We start from the raw sequence: 17,290 nt of genomic DNA, 5'->3' as shown, positions 1-17,290 counted from the left end.
GTGAAAACTTTTTTATTTTTAGATCCTAAAAACTTTTACAATTGAAAAAACTCTCTTTACTGGCTCTTCTTACCATCATATTTTCCTGCAATTCGGTTCAGAAATACAACCGTCAGCGGGAAACCAAACTTCCTCCTGAGAAACTTAAGCAAGATGTAGATTACGCTTATAAAAAGCTGAAAGAACTTCATCCGAACCTGTTTTGGTACGTCTCTGAAAAAGATTTAAACAAAAAATTCGACAGCCTGAAACTAAGTATTACAGATTCACTTTCTCCGGTAGATTTTTATTTTAAAATTCAGCCTGTTGTGGCAGATATCAGAGAAGGGCATCTGGCAGTGAGAATTCCGGGTAAAAGATATTCCGGCAAGGAAATCCGGACGATGAAAAATAAAAAAGGATTGTTTGGCAGACTTGATTATTACGTCGAAAATCAAAAACTCTATGTTTTAACCAATAAGGATTCCATTGAAAATATTCTTCCGGGGACGGAAATTCTTGCTATTAATGATGTTCCTGTTGAAAAATATATGAAGAAATACAGAAAACTGATGACGAGTGACGGATATAATTCAACGTTCTATCCTTACTATCTGAAAGACAGTTTTTTTAATTATTATTCTGCTGAAAAAGGTTTTTTAGACAGTGTAAAAATCGAAACGAAATATGAGGATGTCATCAAAACCGTAAATCTTACCAGAGAATCTAAATCTGAAGCCGACAAAGAGAAAGACAAGGCTCAGAAAAAAGGAAATACAGAAAAACGCACCAATGATTATGTTGCGGCAACAGATTCCTACAACAGAAGTTTTAAATATCTAGATCAGGACAGCACGATTGCTTACATTAAAGTGAAGAGTTTTTCCAAATCATATTCAGAGCGGTTTTACAAGGAAACTTTTCAGAAAATCAAAGATAAAAAAGCAACGCATCTGGTGATTGATGTTCGTGAAAACTACGGCGGTTCACTTTCAGAAATCAATAATCTGTATTCCTATTTGGCTAAAGAGCATTTCACACTTGTCAATAAACCTGAAATGACTTCAAAATACAGTCCGCTGAAGACCAATTATTTCAGAAAAACCAGTCCAATCGGTTATCTTGTTAAAGGGATTATGGCACCGTTTATTTTTACCAGACAGCTTTTCGTAGGAAAAAAAGGCAAGGACGGAAAAGCATACTACAGCATGAAACACAGCAAGGAAACAAAGCCTAAAGAAACTGCTTTTCAAGGGAAAGTATATGTTTTGATTAATGGCGGAAGTTTTTCAGCATCATCAATAATCACTTCTAAACTTAAAAATGACAAGCGCGCGATTTTGGTGGGCGAAGAAACAGGCGGTGCAAACGATGGAACGGTTGCGGGATTCTATTCTTACCAAAGTTTACCCAATTCCAAACTTCAGCTTCCGATCGGTGTACTTTTTATACAGCCCAATATTGATTTCACAAATACGAAAAAAGGCGTTACTCCAAACGTTGAAATTTTAAATTCTTTTGAAAGTACCTTGAATAAAGAAGATCCACAGCTGGAATGGGTGAAAGCTGAGATTGAGAAAGAGAAAGCAGGCATTTGAGATTGAGGTTAATGCTTTGGCGAGCTTGAAATAAAAAATCGGCGATCCATGAGGGTTGCCGATTTTATTTTATTTATTTTAAGTCATTCACCAAATTTTTTATGATGTCGATATTTTTGCCGTAAAATCTTTGAAACCACCATTTTCCAAGATAAAACAGAGCGAAAATTCCTGCTGCCAAAGTTCCAATTGATATAAAAGCAATCTGAATGTTGCTCAGTGGAACCGGTCTAGGAATGAACTCTAAAACAATAATCATTTCACAGACTATGAACGGTGCAAATGCGACGTAAAATGACATATAATACTGTTTGTTAAGCTCAAGCTGATGCAGAAGATCCTTCAGTCCGTCGTAAGTGTTGAGTGCGGGATTTCCCATTTCCTTATACAGTTTAAAAAACTTGCTGAAATAAAAAACGGTTACAAAAAGCATTGATACAAGCAGCAAATTGACGTAAAAATTAAATTTAAAAGGAGCCGGACTCACCGCCATCAAAGCAAAAGCAAAAACGAAAATTCCAACGGTAGACCAGAATTCTCCACGCATATTTTTACGCATCTTTTCCAAAGGAAGATTCATCGATTTTCTCTGCTCGGTGCTTATTTCGGGTGTGGCTTCGAGATTTTCTCTGTTCCATGTATCTTTTAGATCGTCAATATTCATAATATTTATTTATTTGTTAAAAGTTTCGATTTTTGAGATTCTTTGCGTAACCCGCATCCCGCATCCCGAAACTAATTGGATAAAATTTCTTTTAATTTATTCTTCGCTCTGTTCATTTTTACCCTTACATTTCCTTCTGAAATTCCCATCTGGTCGGCAATCTGCTTTCCGGAAAAATCTTCGAGATAATAAAAAATAAAAGCTTTGTCGATAGCATTCAGCTGACTGATTGCTTTGTACATTTTGCTGAGTTTTTCTTCATTTTCAAGGTCGTATTCGTCCTGAATAATTTTATAATTTGAAAAATCCTCATTTCCAATAAAACTTCTTTTCTTTTCTGATTTTAAAAACACAATTGCCGTGTTCAAGGCTATTCTGTAAAGCCATGTTGAAAATTCAGACTCACCACGGAACTTAGGATAAGCCTTCCACACTTGAAATATAATTTCCTGAAAAAGATCGGCGCGGTCTTCAGAATCGTCCATGTACATTTTCGAAATCTTGAAGATGATTCCTTTATGTTTTTCGATACGTTCTAAAAATTCTTTTTCGAAGCTCATGGTTGCTGTTAACTCTGATAAGTTAGTACGTATTAAAATAAAATGTTACAGTGAAACATCAGTTTTTTTAGTACCATATTATTTTTAGATGGCTTGGTATTTGTTTTGTGAAAATTAACATCAAATTTAAAATATTCAAATTATGCCTTACATCACAAAAGAAAATGACAAAGATTTTAACCTGTATTACGAAGATTTCGGTTCCGGACAACCGATTGTACTGATTCACGGGTGGCCGTTGAGCGGAAAAAGCTGGGAACTTCAGATTCCCACACTTACCGATTTGGGTTACAGAGTGATAACTTACGACAGAAGAGGTTTCGGGAAATCTTTGCCTACAGGAGATTTATACGATTACAACGCACTAACTGCAGATTTGAACGAGTTGATCACTCAACTGGAACTGAAAAATGTTATTTTAATGGGCTTCTCCATGGGTGGAGGCGAAGTGGTGAGATATTTCACCAATTTCGGTTCAGAAAACATTGACAAAGTGGCTTTGATTGCATCGATTATTCCTTTGGTGAAACAGAAAAATGATAATCCAGACGGTGTTCCTGTTGATGATTTAAATGGAATTTTAGAAAGTCTGAAAAAAGAAAGAGTAACGTTCTTAGAAACATTCCACAAGAATTTTTACAATTATGGATTGTTATCTCAAACAGTCAGTCAGGCACAGTTGAATTACGATTGGCAGACTTCTTCGCAGGCATCGCCACTGGCAACCATAAAAACAGCGGAAGCCTGGGCAGACACAGATTTCCGTTCAGAACTGGCAAACGTTGATAAAAAAACATTGATTGTTCATGGTGATGATGATCAGATTGTACCGATTGAAACTTCCGCAAGACAGGCTGCTACAGGAATTGCCAACAGCGAGTTTATTGTAATTGAAGGTGCACCGCACGGTCTGAATGTTACTCATGCAGACAAATTAAATGAAATTCTCAGAAGATTTTTAACTTCAAATTAGACATTTATATATCAGCGATTCGGGCGGCTATTTTTGGTCGCCCGAATTATTTTGTAAAGATTTTACATTCCTTTTTCTACAAGGAGCACATTAAATTTATGCCCGTCAGGATCAGCAAAAACGCAGTAATAATATCCATCTACCTGTCTTTTTGCCTCTTTGTGAATTTTTCCTCCTGCTTCAATTACTTTTTCCGCCCACAGATTAACTTCATCTTCACTCTCAGCTGAAATAGAGAAGATTATTTCATTACCATTTTCAGAATCAGCTACTTTTCCGTTCATTGCAAATTCAAGCTGGTCTTTTTTGAAAAAATGGATCACAAAATCAGATTCTCCAAACTTGAAACTTGTCATTTCAGGTCCTGATTCTGATGGCGAACCGTTACTTTCCAATCCTAAATGACGGTAAAATTTTTCTGTTCTTTCAATATTTTCTACGGCGAAATTGGCCCAGATCTGTTTAAATTTCATAATATTTTGAAGTTTTATTTTGTTGGAATTATGAACACAAAGCTCACTGATTTTTTAAATATTCATCCTGTTTTAGCTTGACAAAGTCGCTAAAACTTATAAAAGTTACCGTAACTTTTTAAAAACTATTGGCTTATTTCAGTGAAACGCCTCTGTGAAACAATTCCAAATTTTAAAAAAATCTCTGTGGACTCTGTGTTCAGTTATAATCTGAAATTTTAAAACAGATAATCTGTACTCAGAAAATTAGAATCATGATCTCTCACAATCGTATTCAGAAGATTTTTGTTGGAATCTGTAGCTTTTGCAGCCACCAGTGAGCGGATTGAAAAAGAACGCAAAGCATCAAAAACAGAAAGCGTTCCCTCCGCACTGTCTTTTCTACCCGTGAAAGGGAAAACATCCGGACCACGCTGAGCCTGACAGTTGATGTTGACACGGCTTACAAGATTTACAAAAGAATCAATCAGTTTTGAAACTTCCAGAGGATCTTCACTGAAAATACTCACCTGCATTCCGTGAGATGCGTTGACCTGATATTCCACCGGTTCATCAATATTTTCAAATGGTACCACAGGAATTACCGGTCCGAACTGTTCTTCATGATAGAGTTTCATCTCCGAATTTACAGGATAAACAACTGCCGGAAAAACGAATGATTCATCGGTAAAACCACCATTTTCATTCAAAACTTTTGCGCCTTTTGCCTCAGCATCATCAATGCATTCTCTCAGATATGAAGGTTTGTTGATTTCCGGAAGCGGAGTGATTTTTACATCTTTTTCCCACGGTAAACCGGGTTTCATTTCACTCACCGCCTTGCTCAGTTTTTGAGTAAATTCTTCAGCAATTTCTTTCTGGACAAAAATTAATTTTAAAGCCGTACATCTCTGTCCGTTAAAAGATAATGATCCCAAAAGACATTCAGTTACAGCGACATCGATGTCAGCATTTTTGGTAACAATCGCTGCATTTTTTGCATCCAAACTTAAAATCGCACGCAATCTGTTGACTTTCGGATGCAGTTTTTTCAGTCCGTTAGCCACTTTACTGGAACCGATAAATGCAAGAACATTTACTTTACCGCTTTCCATAATCGGAGTGATAATTTCTGAACCTTTTCCGTACAGAGTATTGACAGTTCCTTTCGGGAATGCCTCTTTAAAAGCACTCAACAGAGGGTAATGCGCCAGGACACCATGCTTGGGAAGTTTAAACAAAATGGTATTTCCCATAATTAAAGCAGGGATCAGCGTGGTGAAAATTTCGTTTAAAGGATAGTTAAAGGGTCCCATGCTCAAAACCACGCCCAACGGAGCTCTTCTGATCTGGGCAATCGTACCTTCCGCCTGTTGGAAACGGGAAGATTCACGGTCGAGATCCTTGAGGGCATCGATGGTTTGATTGATGTAATCTACCGTTCTGTCGAATTCCTTTGTAGAGTCAGCCAGCGTTTTTCCGATTTCCCACATCAGTAATTTTATGATGAGATCGCGTTGTTTAATCATCAGATAAACAAATTTCTGCATACATTTTATTCGTCCTTCCACAGTCATTGTTGGCCATTCACCAAAGCCGTGATCATAGGCTTTTACAGAAGCATCAAGAACTTCCATCGCTTCTTTTACACCGATATTTGGAATGCTTCCCAAAAGTTTTCTCTGCAAACCGTTTTCTGTGCGGATGCAGACCGGCGAATAAATCTCAGTAGTTTCACCATTCCAGGGTACAAGTTCACCATTGAGGAGATATTCTCTCTGATGGATTTCTTCAATTTTAAATTCTTCCGGAATTTCGTTTTCACTTTTAAAAATCTGTCCGAATGATGATGCGTTTTCTGAATTCATAAATTTTTGATTTTGATAGTTTTAGATTTGAAAGAATAAAGTTAGTGGGAATTTTTTGATTTTAAAAGGTCATCTTTAACTGATTTGGTTTATATTTAAAGGGGGCTCAATATCTTGTACTTTAAGAATTTTTTAACCTTTAATCAGGAGAAAATATTTGATGATTTGACTAAATTTGAAGGAACATTAAAAAAATAAAATTTATGTCTACAATTACATTTAAAGGAAACCCGATCAATACAATCGGAACACTTCCTGAAGTAGGAAATACAGCTCAGGAATTCACCATGGTTTCAGGAGATCTGTCTGAAAAACATCTTGCAGATTATACTGGTAAAAGAGTTGTCCTGAATATCTTCCCAAGCATCGATACAGGAATCTGTGCAGCTTCAGCAAGAAAATTCAACGAAGAAGCTTCCGATCTTGAAAATACAGTTGTTATCAATGTTTCCAGAGATTTGCCATTCGCTTTATCAAGATTCTGTGCTGCTGAAGGATTGAACAATGTTGAAACGTTATCAGATTTCAGAGGAAATTTCGGCGAAGATTATGGAGTTACGCTTACAGATTCTCCTATGAAAGGACTTTTGAGCAGAGCAGTTGTAGTTTTGGATGAAAAAACAAACGTAATTTACACAGAGCAGGTTCCGGAAATAGGACAGGAGCCTAATTATGAGGCAGCTATTGCGTCTTTAAAATAAGATAAATTATATCAAAATACAGGGAAGCACATCAATTTGATGTGCTTTTTTTAATATCTTGCAGTCAATATTCTCACTGACGATATTATTTCCATGAAACACACAAAAAACATTTGTTTATTCGTTCTCATTCTGATTTCGGCGTTTTTCGATGCGCAAAAAACAGGCAACAGTTCATGTAATGTTGTTATAAAAGAAAATTTCTTTACAGAAAATCATAATATTAATCTTGAAAAACCATGGAAATTCATTATCGGAGACGATAAAAACTGGGCAAAATCAGGGTTTGACGACTCTAAATGGGAAAGTACTTCTACCGAAAAATTTGAACATTCAAAAATTCAGAAGAAAAATCCGAAAGATATTATTTGGTTCAGAACTGCAATCTGCATAGATTCAAGCGCTGAAAATCAACCTTTGTCTCTGGAGTTCCGAAGTGAAGCAGCGATGGATGTTTATTGGGACGGAAAACTGGTTAAACGGTACGGCACGTTTGCCAAAGAAGGAGAACCGGAATATGTAAATCCTACAAAGCCTCTGATGATCAGCAGTGGAAATGCCGGAATTCATTCCATTGCAATCAGGTACGAAAACAGCAGACCTTTAGATGAGCAGGAAATTTTTGGTTTTGAAATTACGCTGTCAAATCCCAATCATACGGTTAAAGAAATGTTGGACGATAGTGTTACAAGAAGTTTTTTTCTTGAGGGTCTTGCTTTTATATTTTTCACTTTGTTTTTAATTCATCTGCTCACATTTTTATTTTATAGAAAAGAACGTTCGAATCTGTATTTTTCAATGTTCAATTTCGGGATGTCGATGTTTCTCTTTGCATGGTTTTTATCGTATGAAGCAGAGAATGTAGAAACCGGTGTGAGACTTGGTCTGATAAGCTCTGTATCGGGTTTGTTTGCTGCCGTTTTTTTAAGTGTCATGCTCAATAATCTCTTCGGAAAAATAGGAATGAGATTTAAAATTTTGGCTGCGTTATCTGTCATTACGCTATTCCTGATGACCTTCTCCAAAATTGGTAAAAATGTAGATCAGCAAATATTTATTATTGTTATTCTTTTGGTATGTCTTGAAGCTCTGTTTCTTATTGCCCGGGCAATCATTAAAAAAATTCCCGGATCCGGAATTTTAGGATTTGGACTGCTGTTTTTCTTCACTGTTCTTTTCGGTTCGGTAATCTACCTGATTCTTTCAGATGGAGTTTTATCTGTAAATGCAGGCAACAGTTTTGGTGAAATGTTGGGTTTTATACTATTCATCATGTTTATTTTCAGTCTTCCATTCACATTTTCTGCATTTTTGGCGTGGCGTAGTTCGAATGACAAAAAAAATCTTCAGTTGAAAATGGAGCAGGTTGAAACATTATCGTCGGAAAAACAACAGATTCTTGAAACACAGAATGAAATATTAGAAACGCAGGTGTACGAACGCACCAAAGAAATCAATGCAGAAAAGAAAAAATCTGACGATCTTCTTCTTAATATTCTGCCTCACGAAGTTGCTGAAGAACTCAAGCAGAAAGGGAAAACAGATGCCCGGCATTATGAGTTGGTTTCTGTTTTATTCACAGATTTCGTAAACTTCACAATGAATTCAGAGAAAATTGGTGTTCAGGAAGTTTTGGATGAACTGAATGTTTGTTTTACAGAATTCGACAGCATCATGGAGAAATATGGTTTAGAAAAAATAAAAACCATCGGCGATGCCTATCTTGCTGTAAGTGGCCTGCCGGTTTCTAACGAACAACATGCAAACAACGCTGTAAATGCAGGTCTTGAAATCCTTTCATATATACGGGAAAGAAAAAAAATTAACCCTAATGCTTTGGATATCAGAATAGGAATTCACTCAGGTCCTGTGATTGCAGGAATTGTTGGGGTGAAAAAATTCGCATACGATATTTGGGGAGACACCGTCAATACAGCTGCCAGAATGGAGCAGAATAGTGCTTTGGGAAAATTAAATGTTTCCGAAGCAACTTATAATTTAATTAAAAATGATTTTACCTTTGAATACCGAGGAAAAATTGAAACCAAAGGAAAGGGCGCATTGGAAATGTATTTTGTAAATTCGTCAAACTAAACTGTGAAAATTTTGAAAAAACATCTATTCTTTACATTCCTTTTTCTGCTGGGTATGCAGACGTTCTGCTTTGCTCAGAATTCCCGTGAGAAACCAAAGATTTTCAACGTAAAAGAAATTACAGAAGGTGTATCGATCGACGAGGCAGCAAAGTTTTTAGCGGGTGATAATCCAAAATTCTCCGCTCCGGATTTCGACGATTCGGCGTGGACTCATGTGGACTTCAGCTCTAAAAAATCATACAAAAAGGATCAGGTTTACTGGATTCGCTATTATTTTAAAATCGACTCAGCGACTTTAAATAAACCTTTATGTTTTGATATTGGTCAGAATGGAGCGTCAGAAATTTATCTTAATGGTAGAAAGATCGAAAGCATCGGAAAGATCGGAGATGAAAAAACAAGGAGCTTTAAAATGAATAATGAAGTACCTGAACTTTTTTCTTTGGACAATACAGAGGTCAACGTATTGGCCATTCGGTTCCTACCCAATATCGACGCCGACAAAATGGCAATTAATTTCAGAAGAACCACACTAAATATCAATTTAAATTCAGCCAACGAGTTTATGATTGATATGGTGGAAATGACGGAGGGTTTTAATTTTATCACAATGCTTATCTGTGGTGTTTTTTCCGCGCTTGGCTTTATTCATCTTTTACTTTTTTTGTTTTACAGAAAAGCTGTTTATAACCTTTATTTTTCAATATATAATTTTTCAATTGGCCTGCTGAGCTACATGGTTCTTTCGTTCTACCAAATGACTGATCCTGCTGATGTAGATACCTGCGGCTTTCTTTCATTTCTTTCAATCTTAGCTTTCGGCGCTTCACTTACAGGCTTCATTAACACCCTTTTTGGAAGAAGTAAACTGCGGCTAAAAATTCTGTTGATTATTGCTGCAATAATTCTGACTGTTTATTATTTCAGTGCAAAAACAGCTATAAGTTTTGTCAGTTTTTATATCAGTTTTGTATGGTTTGAATCTTTATACTTGATTATCAGAGCAATGATAAGAAAAGAAAAATCCGCATTTATTGTTGGCGGAGGAATTCTTACTTTTTTTGGTATCATTATTCTAGCCATCATCCTTAATATTTTAGATTCCTTAAATGTTGCAATCCCTGAGATCATGTTGGGAGACACGGTCGGAATCATTGTAGCTGTGCTGATTTTTGCGAGTTTTCCACTTTCAATTTCGGCTTATTTAGGTTGGCAGTTCGCCTCCACCAATTTAAGTCTGGTAAAACAGCTTGATGAAGTCAACCGACTTTCTGATATCAATCTAAAACAGGAACAGGAAAAACAGCAGATTCTTCAGGATCAGAATGATTTGCTTGAAAAACAGGTGGACGAAAGAACATTTGAGTTACAGAACGAAAAGCAGAAAACAGAAAATTTACTCCTCAATATTCTTCCTCATGAAGTAGCTGAAGAATTAAAAGAAAACGGAAGTTCAGAGGCGAAATATTATGACGAAGTCACGGTTTTATTTACCGATTTCGTTAATTTTACCCAAAGTTCCGAGAGAATGGGCGCCGAAAAAATGTTGGTTGAACTCAACGAATGTTTCACAGCTTTCGACATGATTATGGAAAAACATGGTCTGGAAAAAATTAAAACCATAGGTGATGCGTATTTAGCGGTTTGCGGACTTCCCATTAAAAACGAAAATCATGCTTACCAAACGGTTTTGGTAGCTTTGGATATCATTGAATTCATTGAAGAAAGAAAAAAAACGCATCCGGAAGCTCTCGATATCAGAGTAGGAATCAATTCAGGTTCTTTGATTGCGGGAATTGTCGGCGTGAAGAAATTCGCTTACGATATTTGGGGCGATACTGTGAACACGGCTGCGAGAATGGAACAGAACAGCGAAAAAGGAAAAATAAATATCTCCGAATCGACGTATCAGCTGGTAAAAGATAAAGTACACTGCGAGTACAGAGGTAAAATTCACACCAAAGGAAAAGGCGATATGGATATGTATTTTGCATTGGAAACTAAAAAGGATTAACCACAATCAAAAATTAGAGAAATTTAAAAACCACAAATCGCAGATTCGACGAAGTCAAAGCACAGAAGTTTATTAGAAAAATTATTCTATTTTGTGAGAAGATGAATAAAGGATTAAGTTTTGCCTTTTTTGAACTTTTCAAAGTAACAATTTGAGCTTTAAAACTAAACCACAAGCTTTTGTGACTTTTGACTTTTGTCGAATCTCCGATTTGTGGTTAAAAATTATAAACACATTTTCTATTTTAAATATGAAATACGAAAAATTAAATACAATTATATTAAAACGTCTCAAGGAAAATCTCCCTGAGCATCTGTCTTATCACAGCGTTATGCACGTGAAAGACGTGATCGATTCTGTCGGAAAAATTGCCAAATCAGAAAACGTAAATGATGAAGATTTGGTTTTGCTTAAAACAGCAGCACTATTTCACGACACTGGATTTTTGTATGGTTCGAAAGAGCATGAAGCAAAATCATGTGAAATTGCTGAAGAATACCTTTCAGATTACGGATATACGGAAGCGCAGACCGAAAAAATCAAAGGAATGATTATGGCGACAAAAATTCCGCAGACGCCGCATAATCATTTAGAGCAAATTTTAGCTGACGCTGACCTGGATTACCTGGGCAGAGATGATTTCTTTGTGATTGGTGATAAATTATTCGAAGAATTATCCATGTTTGGAATCGTGAACTCTGAGCGCGACTGGAATCTTTTGCAGGAAAAATTCCTCGAGAGTCATCATTATTTTACTGAAACAGCCATCAACAGCCGAAATCAGAAAAAACAGGACAACCTGAACATCATCAAAACAAAACTAAAAAACTACTGATCATCTTATGAGCTCAGCAACCAAACATGGCCCGCTATTTACCATTTCAGATATCATTTATCTTTTTTTAGGCGTAATTTCTGCGAGTTTTGCTTTAAAATCTTTCCTCGTTCCCAACCACTTTTTAGACGGTGGTGTTACCGGAATTTCACTTTTACTGTACGAAGTTTATCATCTGAATTTAGGACTGACTTTATTTATTTTAAATATTCCTTTTATCATTCTCGCTTATTTTCAGATCGGGAAGCATTTTGCCATCCGAAGCAGTTTAACGATACTTTTAATTGCTTTAACAATGTACTTTGTCCCTTTTCCCGAACTGACACACGATAAATTATTGGTCGCCATGTTCGGCGGTTTCTTTCTGGGAATCGGCATCGGACTTTCCATGCGTGGAGGCGGAACATTTGACGGGATGGAAGTTTTGGCGTTATTAACTTTCAAAAAAAGCAGCTTCAGTATTACCGAAATTATTTTGGGAATGAATGTTATCATCTTCATTATCGCAGCCGTTTTCTTAAAAGTGGAAACAGCTTTGTACGCGATTATGACGTACTTGGTCGCAAGTCAGATTACAAAATATGTTATAGAAGGAATCGAAGCTTACACCGGCGTAACCATCGTTTCCGGAAACAGTGAAGAAATTAAGAAAGCTTTGGTTTTAACCATGAACAGAGGGATTACCGTTTACAAGGGCGAAAGAGGTTTTATGAAAGAATCTTTCGAGCAAAGTGCCGATGCCGATATTATTTTTACGATTGTAACCCGACTGGAAGTTAGAAAATTACAGAATATCGTTCGCGCTATCGATCCTAAAGCATTTATTTTCACTCAAACCGTAAGAGAACCTCAAGGTGGAATTGTAAAGGAGATTATTAAGCATTAAAATTTCTTTATTTGCGAACGTTACTTTTGAGTATTGATTTTCTTAAGATTTAATATAAATTATAATTAAAACTAAAAAGATGACAAACAGATCTACCTATTTTAAAATAACATTTATACCCATTTCTGCAGGACTTTTTGCAGGAATTCTGGTTTTCGGATTATTTGATATCGACTTTTCAGATACCAAAGCATTAAAAAATCTGCTGCTAAAATCTTTAGTGATAGCAGTCGGAACAGGATTGATTTTGAGTATTCTGAATATGTTTTTAAAAATCGGTAATTTGCAGAAAAAGTAATATTCTTAAAATCAGATTCTATTTCGAAAAAATTTACATTAAAATAAAAATTATGTTCAGAGCCTTATGAATTTCAATCATAAGGCTTTAATTTTGCCTTAACCTTAACCTTAACCTTAACCTTAACCTTAACCTTAACCTTAAAATGAAACGCTCCGGAACTGCAACATTGCCCCTTCACTACGGAAAAGTACCGCCTTGGCTCTACGAAAGAATGGCTGTGCTCGGACTTTCCATCGTGGAAGTGATGTTGGCAGATTACGGAAAAAATGAAGTTCTCCGCAGATTGGCAGATCCTTTTTGGTTCCAGAGTTTTGGTGCAGTGATGGGAATGGATTGGCATTCGTCAGGAATTACCACTTCGGTGATGGGTGCTTTGAAACGCAGCATTAATCCCAATTCTAAAGAACTAGGAATTTATATTTGTGGCGGAAAGGGAAGGTTTTCAAAAGAAACTCCGAACGAACTTTTGGTCATTGCTGATAAAACCGGACTAAACGGAAACGATTTGATCCGTGCAAGTAAACTTTCAGCAAAAGTGGACAACACTGCTATTCAGGATGGTTATCAGCTTTACCTTCATAATTTTATTTTATCTGATGAAGGAAATTGGGCGGTTGTGCAACAGGGAATGAACGATGCAGACGGAACTGCACGTCGATACCACTGGCATTCCGAAAACATGGAATCATTTGTAGACGAACCGCACAAAGGTATTCAGGGAATCAACCGTGGAAATATTTTAAACCTAACTGCTCACGAAGCTGAAGACAGCCGGAAAGGAATTCTAGAAATTTCACACACCAATTCAGAGAAGATTATGCAGGATTTTGCTAATTTAATTTTGCCTGCTCATCACGACGTACGCGCATCCGATGTCGATCTGAAAAAGCTGGGAACACTTTTGTACATGACCAGAGAAAATCAGCCTGAAAATTTTGAGGAATTGCTGTTGTTAAAAGGTGTCGGTCCACGAACTTTACAAAGTCTGGCTTTGGTAAGCGAGGTCATTCATGGTGCGCCTTCAAGATTCAGAGATCCTGCAAGGTTTTCCTTTGCCAATGGAGGAAAAGACGGTCATCCGTTCCCTGTTCCGATTAATGTTTATGATGAAACAATCAATATTTTACAGAAAGGTATTGAAAAATCGAAATTAGGAAATTCAGAAAAATTGCAGTCAATTAATAAGCTTCACACGATTATTTCCGAAGCTGAGAAAAATTTTACTCCCGATTTCGATATCAATGATGTAATTGAAGATGAACGTCAGAATTCATGGCGATTCGGTGGCAAAACAGTCTTCGGCGACGCTGAAAAACCTCCAAAACCAAAACCGATTCAGCTTTCTTTGTTTTAAAATCTGACATTACAATCAGCGTGTAGTTTGTCATTCCGTGGGAATCTAAATGGTTTAAACTTTTAAATGAATTCCTCGGGAGTGATAAAGAGATGTCTTAATAAGAATCTAAGATTATTTAAGACTTATGGTTTTTCGTTGGTATTCCAACAGTCATCTTCAGGAAACGAGTTTGTTAAAATTGTGGGATTAGAAAGAATCTTTATAGGCCCAAAAATTTTCTCTCCATTATTCCAATAAAAATTTTAATTTTAAAACTTTAACACAAACAGGAAATTCATGACCAGCAAAGCCTTTGAAGTATATTCAGATTTTCCGTTCTTTTTTGAAGAAGAACTTACAGAGATCTTTCAGGCTCACGAAAAAGTGGTTTTTCAGAAGGGAGATTTAATCCTTGAAGAAGGCAAAACAGCCAATGAATATTATATTTTAGAGAAAGGTTTGGCGAGGTCATTTGTAACAGATTTTAACGGAAATGACGTAACGACGCACTTTTTTGTGGAAAATGAAATCGTAATCGAGGTCTCCTCACTTTTTCAGAGAATTCCGACCCAGGAAAACATTGTCTGCATCACAGATTGTGAGTTGCTGAAAATAGATTTCGATACCTTTCAGGAGTTGTATCACAAAATTCAAAACCTTAGTGAGTGGGGAAGAGCATGGATGTCACAGGAACTTTTTGCCTACAAGCAACGTTCTGTGGAAATGTTTACGCTTTCGGCGACAAAACGCTATCTCAATCTTTTAGAACAGAAACCGCAGGTGGTACAGTTCGCTCCGCTAAAGCAAATCGCTTCCTACCTGGGTATTACAGACACTTCACTCAGCAGAATCCGTAAAGAAATTGTTTCACATCCCAGAAAAATTTAAATCTTGTCTTATGGCAAGTTGATTTTCGTATTGACTTGGTAATTTTGGTTCACAGTTTAACACAAAAAATTACAAAATGGAAATCACGGATATTTATGTCAACCTTCCCGTAAAAGATGTTCAGAAAGCGAGAGAATTCTGGACGGAATTAGGATTCTCTATCAATGAACAGTTTTCTGACGAAAAAGCAATCTGTGTAGTGATGAAAGAAAATCACATCTACACTATGTTTCTTCATGAAGATTTTTTCAAAACGTTCACCGACCGGCCGGTTGCAGACGGACAAACCACACAGACTCTTTTGGCAATCGGTGTTAACAGTCGTGATCAGGTAGATGCAATGGTAAAAACAGCTACCGAAAACGGAGGTTCAGAATACAGCGAACCCAGAGATCACGGCTGGATGTATCAGTGGGCATTTGCAGATCCCGACGGTCATCAGTGGGAAGTAATGCATGGAGATGTTTCTCAGATTCCTTCAGAATAGAATTTTAACCAACTATATTGCAATAAAATGAAAATCAATCAAATTTATGTGAACCTTCCGGTAAAAGATATTCCGAAAACAAAGGAGTTCTGGACGAATCTTGGCTTCCCGGTTAACGAAAATATTTCCGATGAAAAAGCGGTATGTTTTATTTTAGGCGACAATATCTGCGTGATGTTTATCACCGAAGAATATTTTATGACTTTTTCCGAAAGACCCGTTCCCAAGGTCGATACCACGCAGGTTTTGGTAGCACTCGGCATGGATTCCCGTGAGGAAGTTGATCAGATTGTCAATGCAGCAGTTGCCAACGGAGCAACACAGCACGAAGAGCCACAGGATTATGGCTGGATGTATCAAAACTCATTCTGGGACATCAATGGTCACGGCTGGAATGTCACTTTTGCAGATATGTCTCAAATGCCGACTGAGTAAATCTGGCTCTCGCAGACTGAGCAGACTTTTTAGCTAATCTCCTCAAATCTCAAATCTCAAACCTCAAATTAATTCCCACAATCATCCGCGCAAATCTGTGAAATCTGTGCGAAACAAAATCTCAAACCTCAAACCTCAAATCTCAAATAAATTTATGGACACCCCAAATCACAAAAACTAGACATCATCATCCCCGCATTCCGCGGTCACAGCCAAAATTTTCTGATGGTTCTCGACGGAATTTCTGAGGAAGATGCTTTGCAGAGAATCGAAGGCAGAACCAACCACATCATCTGGATGGTCGGAAACTTTCTCGACATGCGTTATGCAATGGGTAATGTGCTCGGACTGGAAGAAAAATTTGAATTCAAAGAATATTTCTCTGAAGGAAAAGCTCTGGATGAAAGCTTTAAATATCCGACTTTAAAACAGTTAAAAGACAGTTTTCACCACATCTCACCTTTGGTTTACAGTAGATTACTGGAAGTCTCAGACGAAGAACTTGGGAAAGATTTTCCGATGGGAATGAACATCGATTTCTTCCCTGAAAATGTTCTCAACTTCGTAGGAATGTGCATCGGCCGCGAGGATTATTTATCCGGACAAATCGGTTTGATGCGCAGAATCCTCAACTATGAAGGAATGAAATACGACTTCGACGAGAATATGAAATACTAGTTCGAGTTTCGGGTTTCGGGATTCGTGTTATGAGATTTCTAACCTAGGGAAGCGAATTTCAAATCTGAAAATTTTAAACCTGTTAATAATCCTTGAACCTTGAATCTTAAACCTTAAACCTTGAATTTTAAATCTTAAACCTTAAATACAAAACCTTATGCCTAAATTAAATCCATACCTCAATTTTGACGGCAAAGCAGAAGAAGCCTTCAATTTTTACAGAACAGTTTTCGGCGGCGAATTCGTTGGCGGCGTTCACAAAATGGGTAATGCTCCCGGAACTGAGAACCTGTCAGACGAAGAAAAAAACAGAGTGATGCACATCGCACTCCGTGTAGGTGGTGATCTGCTGATGGCATCAGACATTGTGCCTTCATTCGGACAGAATTTAACGGTGGGGAACAATAATTACGTTTCAATTTTCCCGGATTCCAGAGAAGATGCAGACAGAATTTTTAAAGCACTTTCTGAAGGTGGAAATATCGAAATGCCTCTGGAAGATCAGTTTTGGGGAGATTATTTCGGAAGCTTTCAGGATA

General features: G+C 37.0%; 18 protein-coding genes. 14 read left to right on the top strand and 4 right to left on the bottom strand.

Translation table 11 applies throughout. The features are described from left to right. The first annotated feature begins 41 nt into the window (after positions 1 to 41). Positions 42 to 1,577 carry a S41 family peptidase gene (locus ASG21_RS13515; RefSeq protein WP_056081072.1) on the top strand — a complete coding sequence of 512 codons (1,536 nt, stop codon included), beginning with the start codon at positions 42 to 44 and terminating at the stop codon, positions 1,575 to 1,577. Between the two features lie 73 nt (positions 1,578 to 1,650). On the opposite strand, the gene ASG21_RS13510 is transcribed toward ASG21_RS13515, so the two are convergent. Continuing rightward, entirely contained in the window at positions 1,651 to 2,241 is a 591-nt protein-coding gene (locus ASG21_RS13510; RefSeq protein ID WP_056081069.1) for a hypothetical protein, read from the bottom strand. Positions 2,242 to 2,312: 71 nt separating this feature from the next. After that, on the bottom strand, positions 2,313 to 2,801 hold the full coding sequence (locus ASG21_RS13505; RefSeq protein ID WP_056081066.1) for an RNA polymerase sigma factor: 489 nt from the start codon (positions 2,799 to 2,801) through the stop codon (positions 2,313 to 2,315). Positions 2,802 to 2,943: 142 nt separating this feature from the next. Here ASG21_RS13505 and ASG21_RS13500 point away from each other — a divergent pair, with 142 nt between their 5' ends. After that, complete coding sequence (locus ASG21_RS13500; protein WP_056081063.1) at positions 2,944 to 3,774, top strand: alpha/beta hydrolase; 831 nt, start codon at positions 2,944 to 2,946, stop codon at positions 3,772 to 3,774. Between the two features lie 62 nt (positions 3,775 to 3,836). On the opposite strand, the gene ASG21_RS13495 is transcribed toward ASG21_RS13500, so the two are convergent. Together ASG21_RS13495 and ASG21_RS13490 are read right to left on the bottom strand one after the other, a co-directional pair. Continuing rightward, complete coding sequence (locus ASG21_RS13495; protein WP_056081061.1) at positions 3,837 to 4,247, bottom strand: VOC family protein; 411 nt, start codon at positions 4,245 to 4,247, stop codon at positions 3,837 to 3,839. Between the two features lie 218 nt (positions 4,248 to 4,465). Next, a complete protein-coding gene (locus tag ASG21_RS13490) occupies positions 4,466 to 6,094 on the bottom strand; it encodes an NADP-dependent glyceraldehyde-3-phosphate dehydrogenase (RefSeq protein WP_056081058.1) in 1,629 nt (542 codons plus the stop codon). 203 nt (positions 6,095 to 6,297) lie between these two features. Between ASG21_RS13490 and tpx the strand changes: the two genes are divergently transcribed. From tpx to ASG21_RS13430, 12 genes are all read left to right on the top strand, one after another. Further along, on the top strand, positions 6,298 to 6,795 hold the full coding sequence (gene tpx, locus ASG21_RS13485; RefSeq protein ID WP_056081055.1) for a thiol peroxidase: 498 nt from the start codon (positions 6,298 to 6,300) through the stop codon (positions 6,793 to 6,795). A 93-nt stretch (positions 6,796 to 6,888) separates the two neighbouring features. Further along, positions 6,889 to 8,889: an adenylate/guanylate cyclase domain-containing protein gene (locus ASG21_RS13480; RefSeq protein WP_056081051.1), complete on the top strand. Its 2,001-nt coding sequence runs from the start codon at positions 6,889 to 6,891 to the stop codon at positions 8,887 to 8,889. Between the two features lie 12 nt (positions 8,890 to 8,901). Further along, positions 8,902 to 10,905 carry an adenylate/guanylate cyclase domain-containing protein gene (locus ASG21_RS13475; RefSeq protein ID WP_128414298.1) on the top strand — a complete coding sequence of 668 codons (2,004 nt, stop codon included), beginning with the start codon at positions 8,902 to 8,904 and terminating at the stop codon, positions 10,903 to 10,905. A gap of 250 nt (positions 10,906 to 11,155) precedes the next feature. Further along, positions 11,156 to 11,740 (top strand): HD domain-containing protein, encoded by a 585-nt coding sequence (locus ASG21_RS13470; RefSeq protein ID WP_056081046.1) that lies wholly within the window; start codon positions 11,156 to 11,158, stop codon positions 11,738 to 11,740. A 7-nt stretch (positions 11,741 to 11,747) separates the two neighbouring features. Next, the gene (locus ASG21_RS13465; RefSeq protein ID WP_056081041.1) at positions 11,748 to 12,626 is read left to right on the top strand and encodes a YitT family protein; all 879 of its coding nucleotides are present in this window, start codon (positions 11,748 to 11,750) and stop codon (positions 12,624 to 12,626) included. 79 nt (positions 12,627 to 12,705) lie between these two features. Further along, entirely contained in the window at positions 12,706 to 12,924 is a 219-nt protein-coding gene (locus ASG21_RS13460) for a hypothetical protein (RefSeq protein WP_056081038.1), read from the top strand. Between the two features lie 145 nt (positions 12,925 to 13,069). Next, positions 13,070 to 14,281, top strand: coding sequence for a DUF763 domain-containing protein (locus ASG21_RS13455; RefSeq protein ID WP_056081035.1), 1,212 nt, complete (start codon positions 13,070 to 13,072; stop codon positions 14,279 to 14,281). A 279-nt stretch (positions 14,282 to 14,560) separates the two neighbouring features. Then, positions 14,561 to 15,151: a Crp/Fnr family transcriptional regulator gene (locus ASG21_RS13450; RefSeq protein WP_056081033.1), complete on the top strand. Its 591-nt coding sequence runs from the start codon at positions 14,561 to 14,563 to the stop codon at positions 15,149 to 15,151. Positions 15,152 to 15,227: 76 nt separating this feature from the next. Then, positions 15,228 to 15,638: a VOC family protein gene (locus tag ASG21_RS13445; protein WP_056081030.1), complete on the top strand. Its 411-nt coding sequence runs from the start codon at positions 15,228 to 15,230 to the stop codon at positions 15,636 to 15,638. Between the two features lie 27 nt (positions 15,639 to 15,665). Further along, positions 15,666 to 16,073, top strand: a complete 408-nt coding sequence (locus ASG21_RS13440; protein ID WP_056081027.1) for a VOC family protein — start codon at positions 15,666 to 15,668, stop codon at positions 16,071 to 16,073. Between the two features lie 225 nt (positions 16,074 to 16,298). Beyond that, entirely contained in the window at positions 16,299 to 16,751 is a 453-nt protein-coding gene (locus tag ASG21_RS13435) for a DinB family protein (RefSeq protein ID WP_241773493.1), read from the top strand. 157 nt (positions 16,752 to 16,908) lie between these two features. Beyond that, positions 16,909 to 17,290, top strand: a 382-nt coding sequence (locus ASG21_RS13430) for a VOC family protein (protein WP_056082408.1), incomplete at its 3' end; no start/stop codon positions are given.

Origin of the sequence: Chryseobacterium sp. Leaf394 (assembly GCF_001424105.1) — a bacterium.
Classification (GTDB): Bacteria; Bacteroidota; Bacteroidia; order Flavobacteriales; family Weeksellaceae; genus Chryseobacterium.
Note: the sequence above shows the minus strand (reverse complement) of the source record. Positions and strands in the feature narration are given on the sequence as shown.

What these genes read in the sequence shown, in the direction of transcription:
- ASG21_RS13510 (WP_056081069.1), bottom strand. Translation starts at nt 2,241, where the DNA reads ATGAATATTGACGATCTAAAAGATACATGGAACAGAGAAAATCTCGAA.
- ASG21_RS13505 (WP_056081066.1), bottom strand. Translation starts at nt 2,801, where the DNA reads ATGAGCTTCGAAAAAGAATTTTTAGAACGTATCGAAAAACATAAAGGA.
- ASG21_RS13500 (WP_056081063.1), top strand. Translation starts at nt 2,944, where the DNA reads ATGCCTTACATCACAAAAGAAAATGACAAAGATTTTAACCTGTATTAC.
- ASG21_RS13495 (WP_056081061.1), bottom strand. Translation starts at nt 4,247, where the DNA reads ATGAAATTTAAACAGATCTGGGCCAATTTCGCCGTAGAAAATATTGAA.
- ASG21_RS13490 (WP_056081058.1), bottom strand. Translation starts at nt 6,094, where the DNA reads ATGAATTCAGAAAACGCATCATCATTCGGACAGATTTTTAAAAGTGAA.
- tpx (WP_056081055.1), top strand. Translation starts at nt 6,298, where the DNA reads ATGTCTACAATTACATTTAAAGGAAACCCGATCAATACAATCGGAACA.
- ASG21_RS13480 (WP_056081051.1), top strand. Translation starts at nt 6,889, where the DNA reads ATGAAACACACAAAAAACATTTGTTTATTCGTTCTCATTCTGATTTCG.
- ASG21_RS13470 (WP_056081046.1), top strand. Translation starts at nt 11,156, where the DNA reads ATGAAATACGAAAAATTAAATACAATTATATTAAAACGTCTCAAGGAA.
- ASG21_RS13465 (WP_056081041.1), top strand. Translation starts at nt 11,748, where the DNA reads ATGAGCTCAGCAACCAAACATGGCCCGCTATTTACCATTTCAGATATC.
- ASG21_RS13460 (WP_056081038.1), top strand. Translation starts at nt 12,706, where the DNA reads ATGACAAACAGATCTACCTATTTTAAAATAACATTTATACCCATTTCT.
- ASG21_RS13455 (WP_056081035.1), top strand. Translation starts at nt 13,070, where the DNA reads ATGAAACGCTCCGGAACTGCAACATTGCCCCTTCACTACGGAAAAGTA.
- ASG21_RS13450 (WP_056081033.1), top strand. Translation starts at nt 14,561, where the DNA reads ATGACCAGCAAAGCCTTTGAAGTATATTCAGATTTTCCGTTCTTTTTT.
- ASG21_RS13445 (WP_056081030.1), top strand. Translation starts at nt 15,228, where the DNA reads ATGGAAATCACGGATATTTATGTCAACCTTCCCGTAAAAGATGTTCAG.
- ASG21_RS13440 (WP_056081027.1), top strand. Translation starts at nt 15,666, where the DNA reads ATGAAAATCAATCAAATTTATGTGAACCTTCCGGTAAAAGATATTCCG.
- ASG21_RS13435 (WP_241773493.1), top strand. Translation starts at nt 16,299, where the DNA reads ATGGTTCTCGACGGAATTTCTGAGGAAGATGCTTTGCAGAGAATCGAA.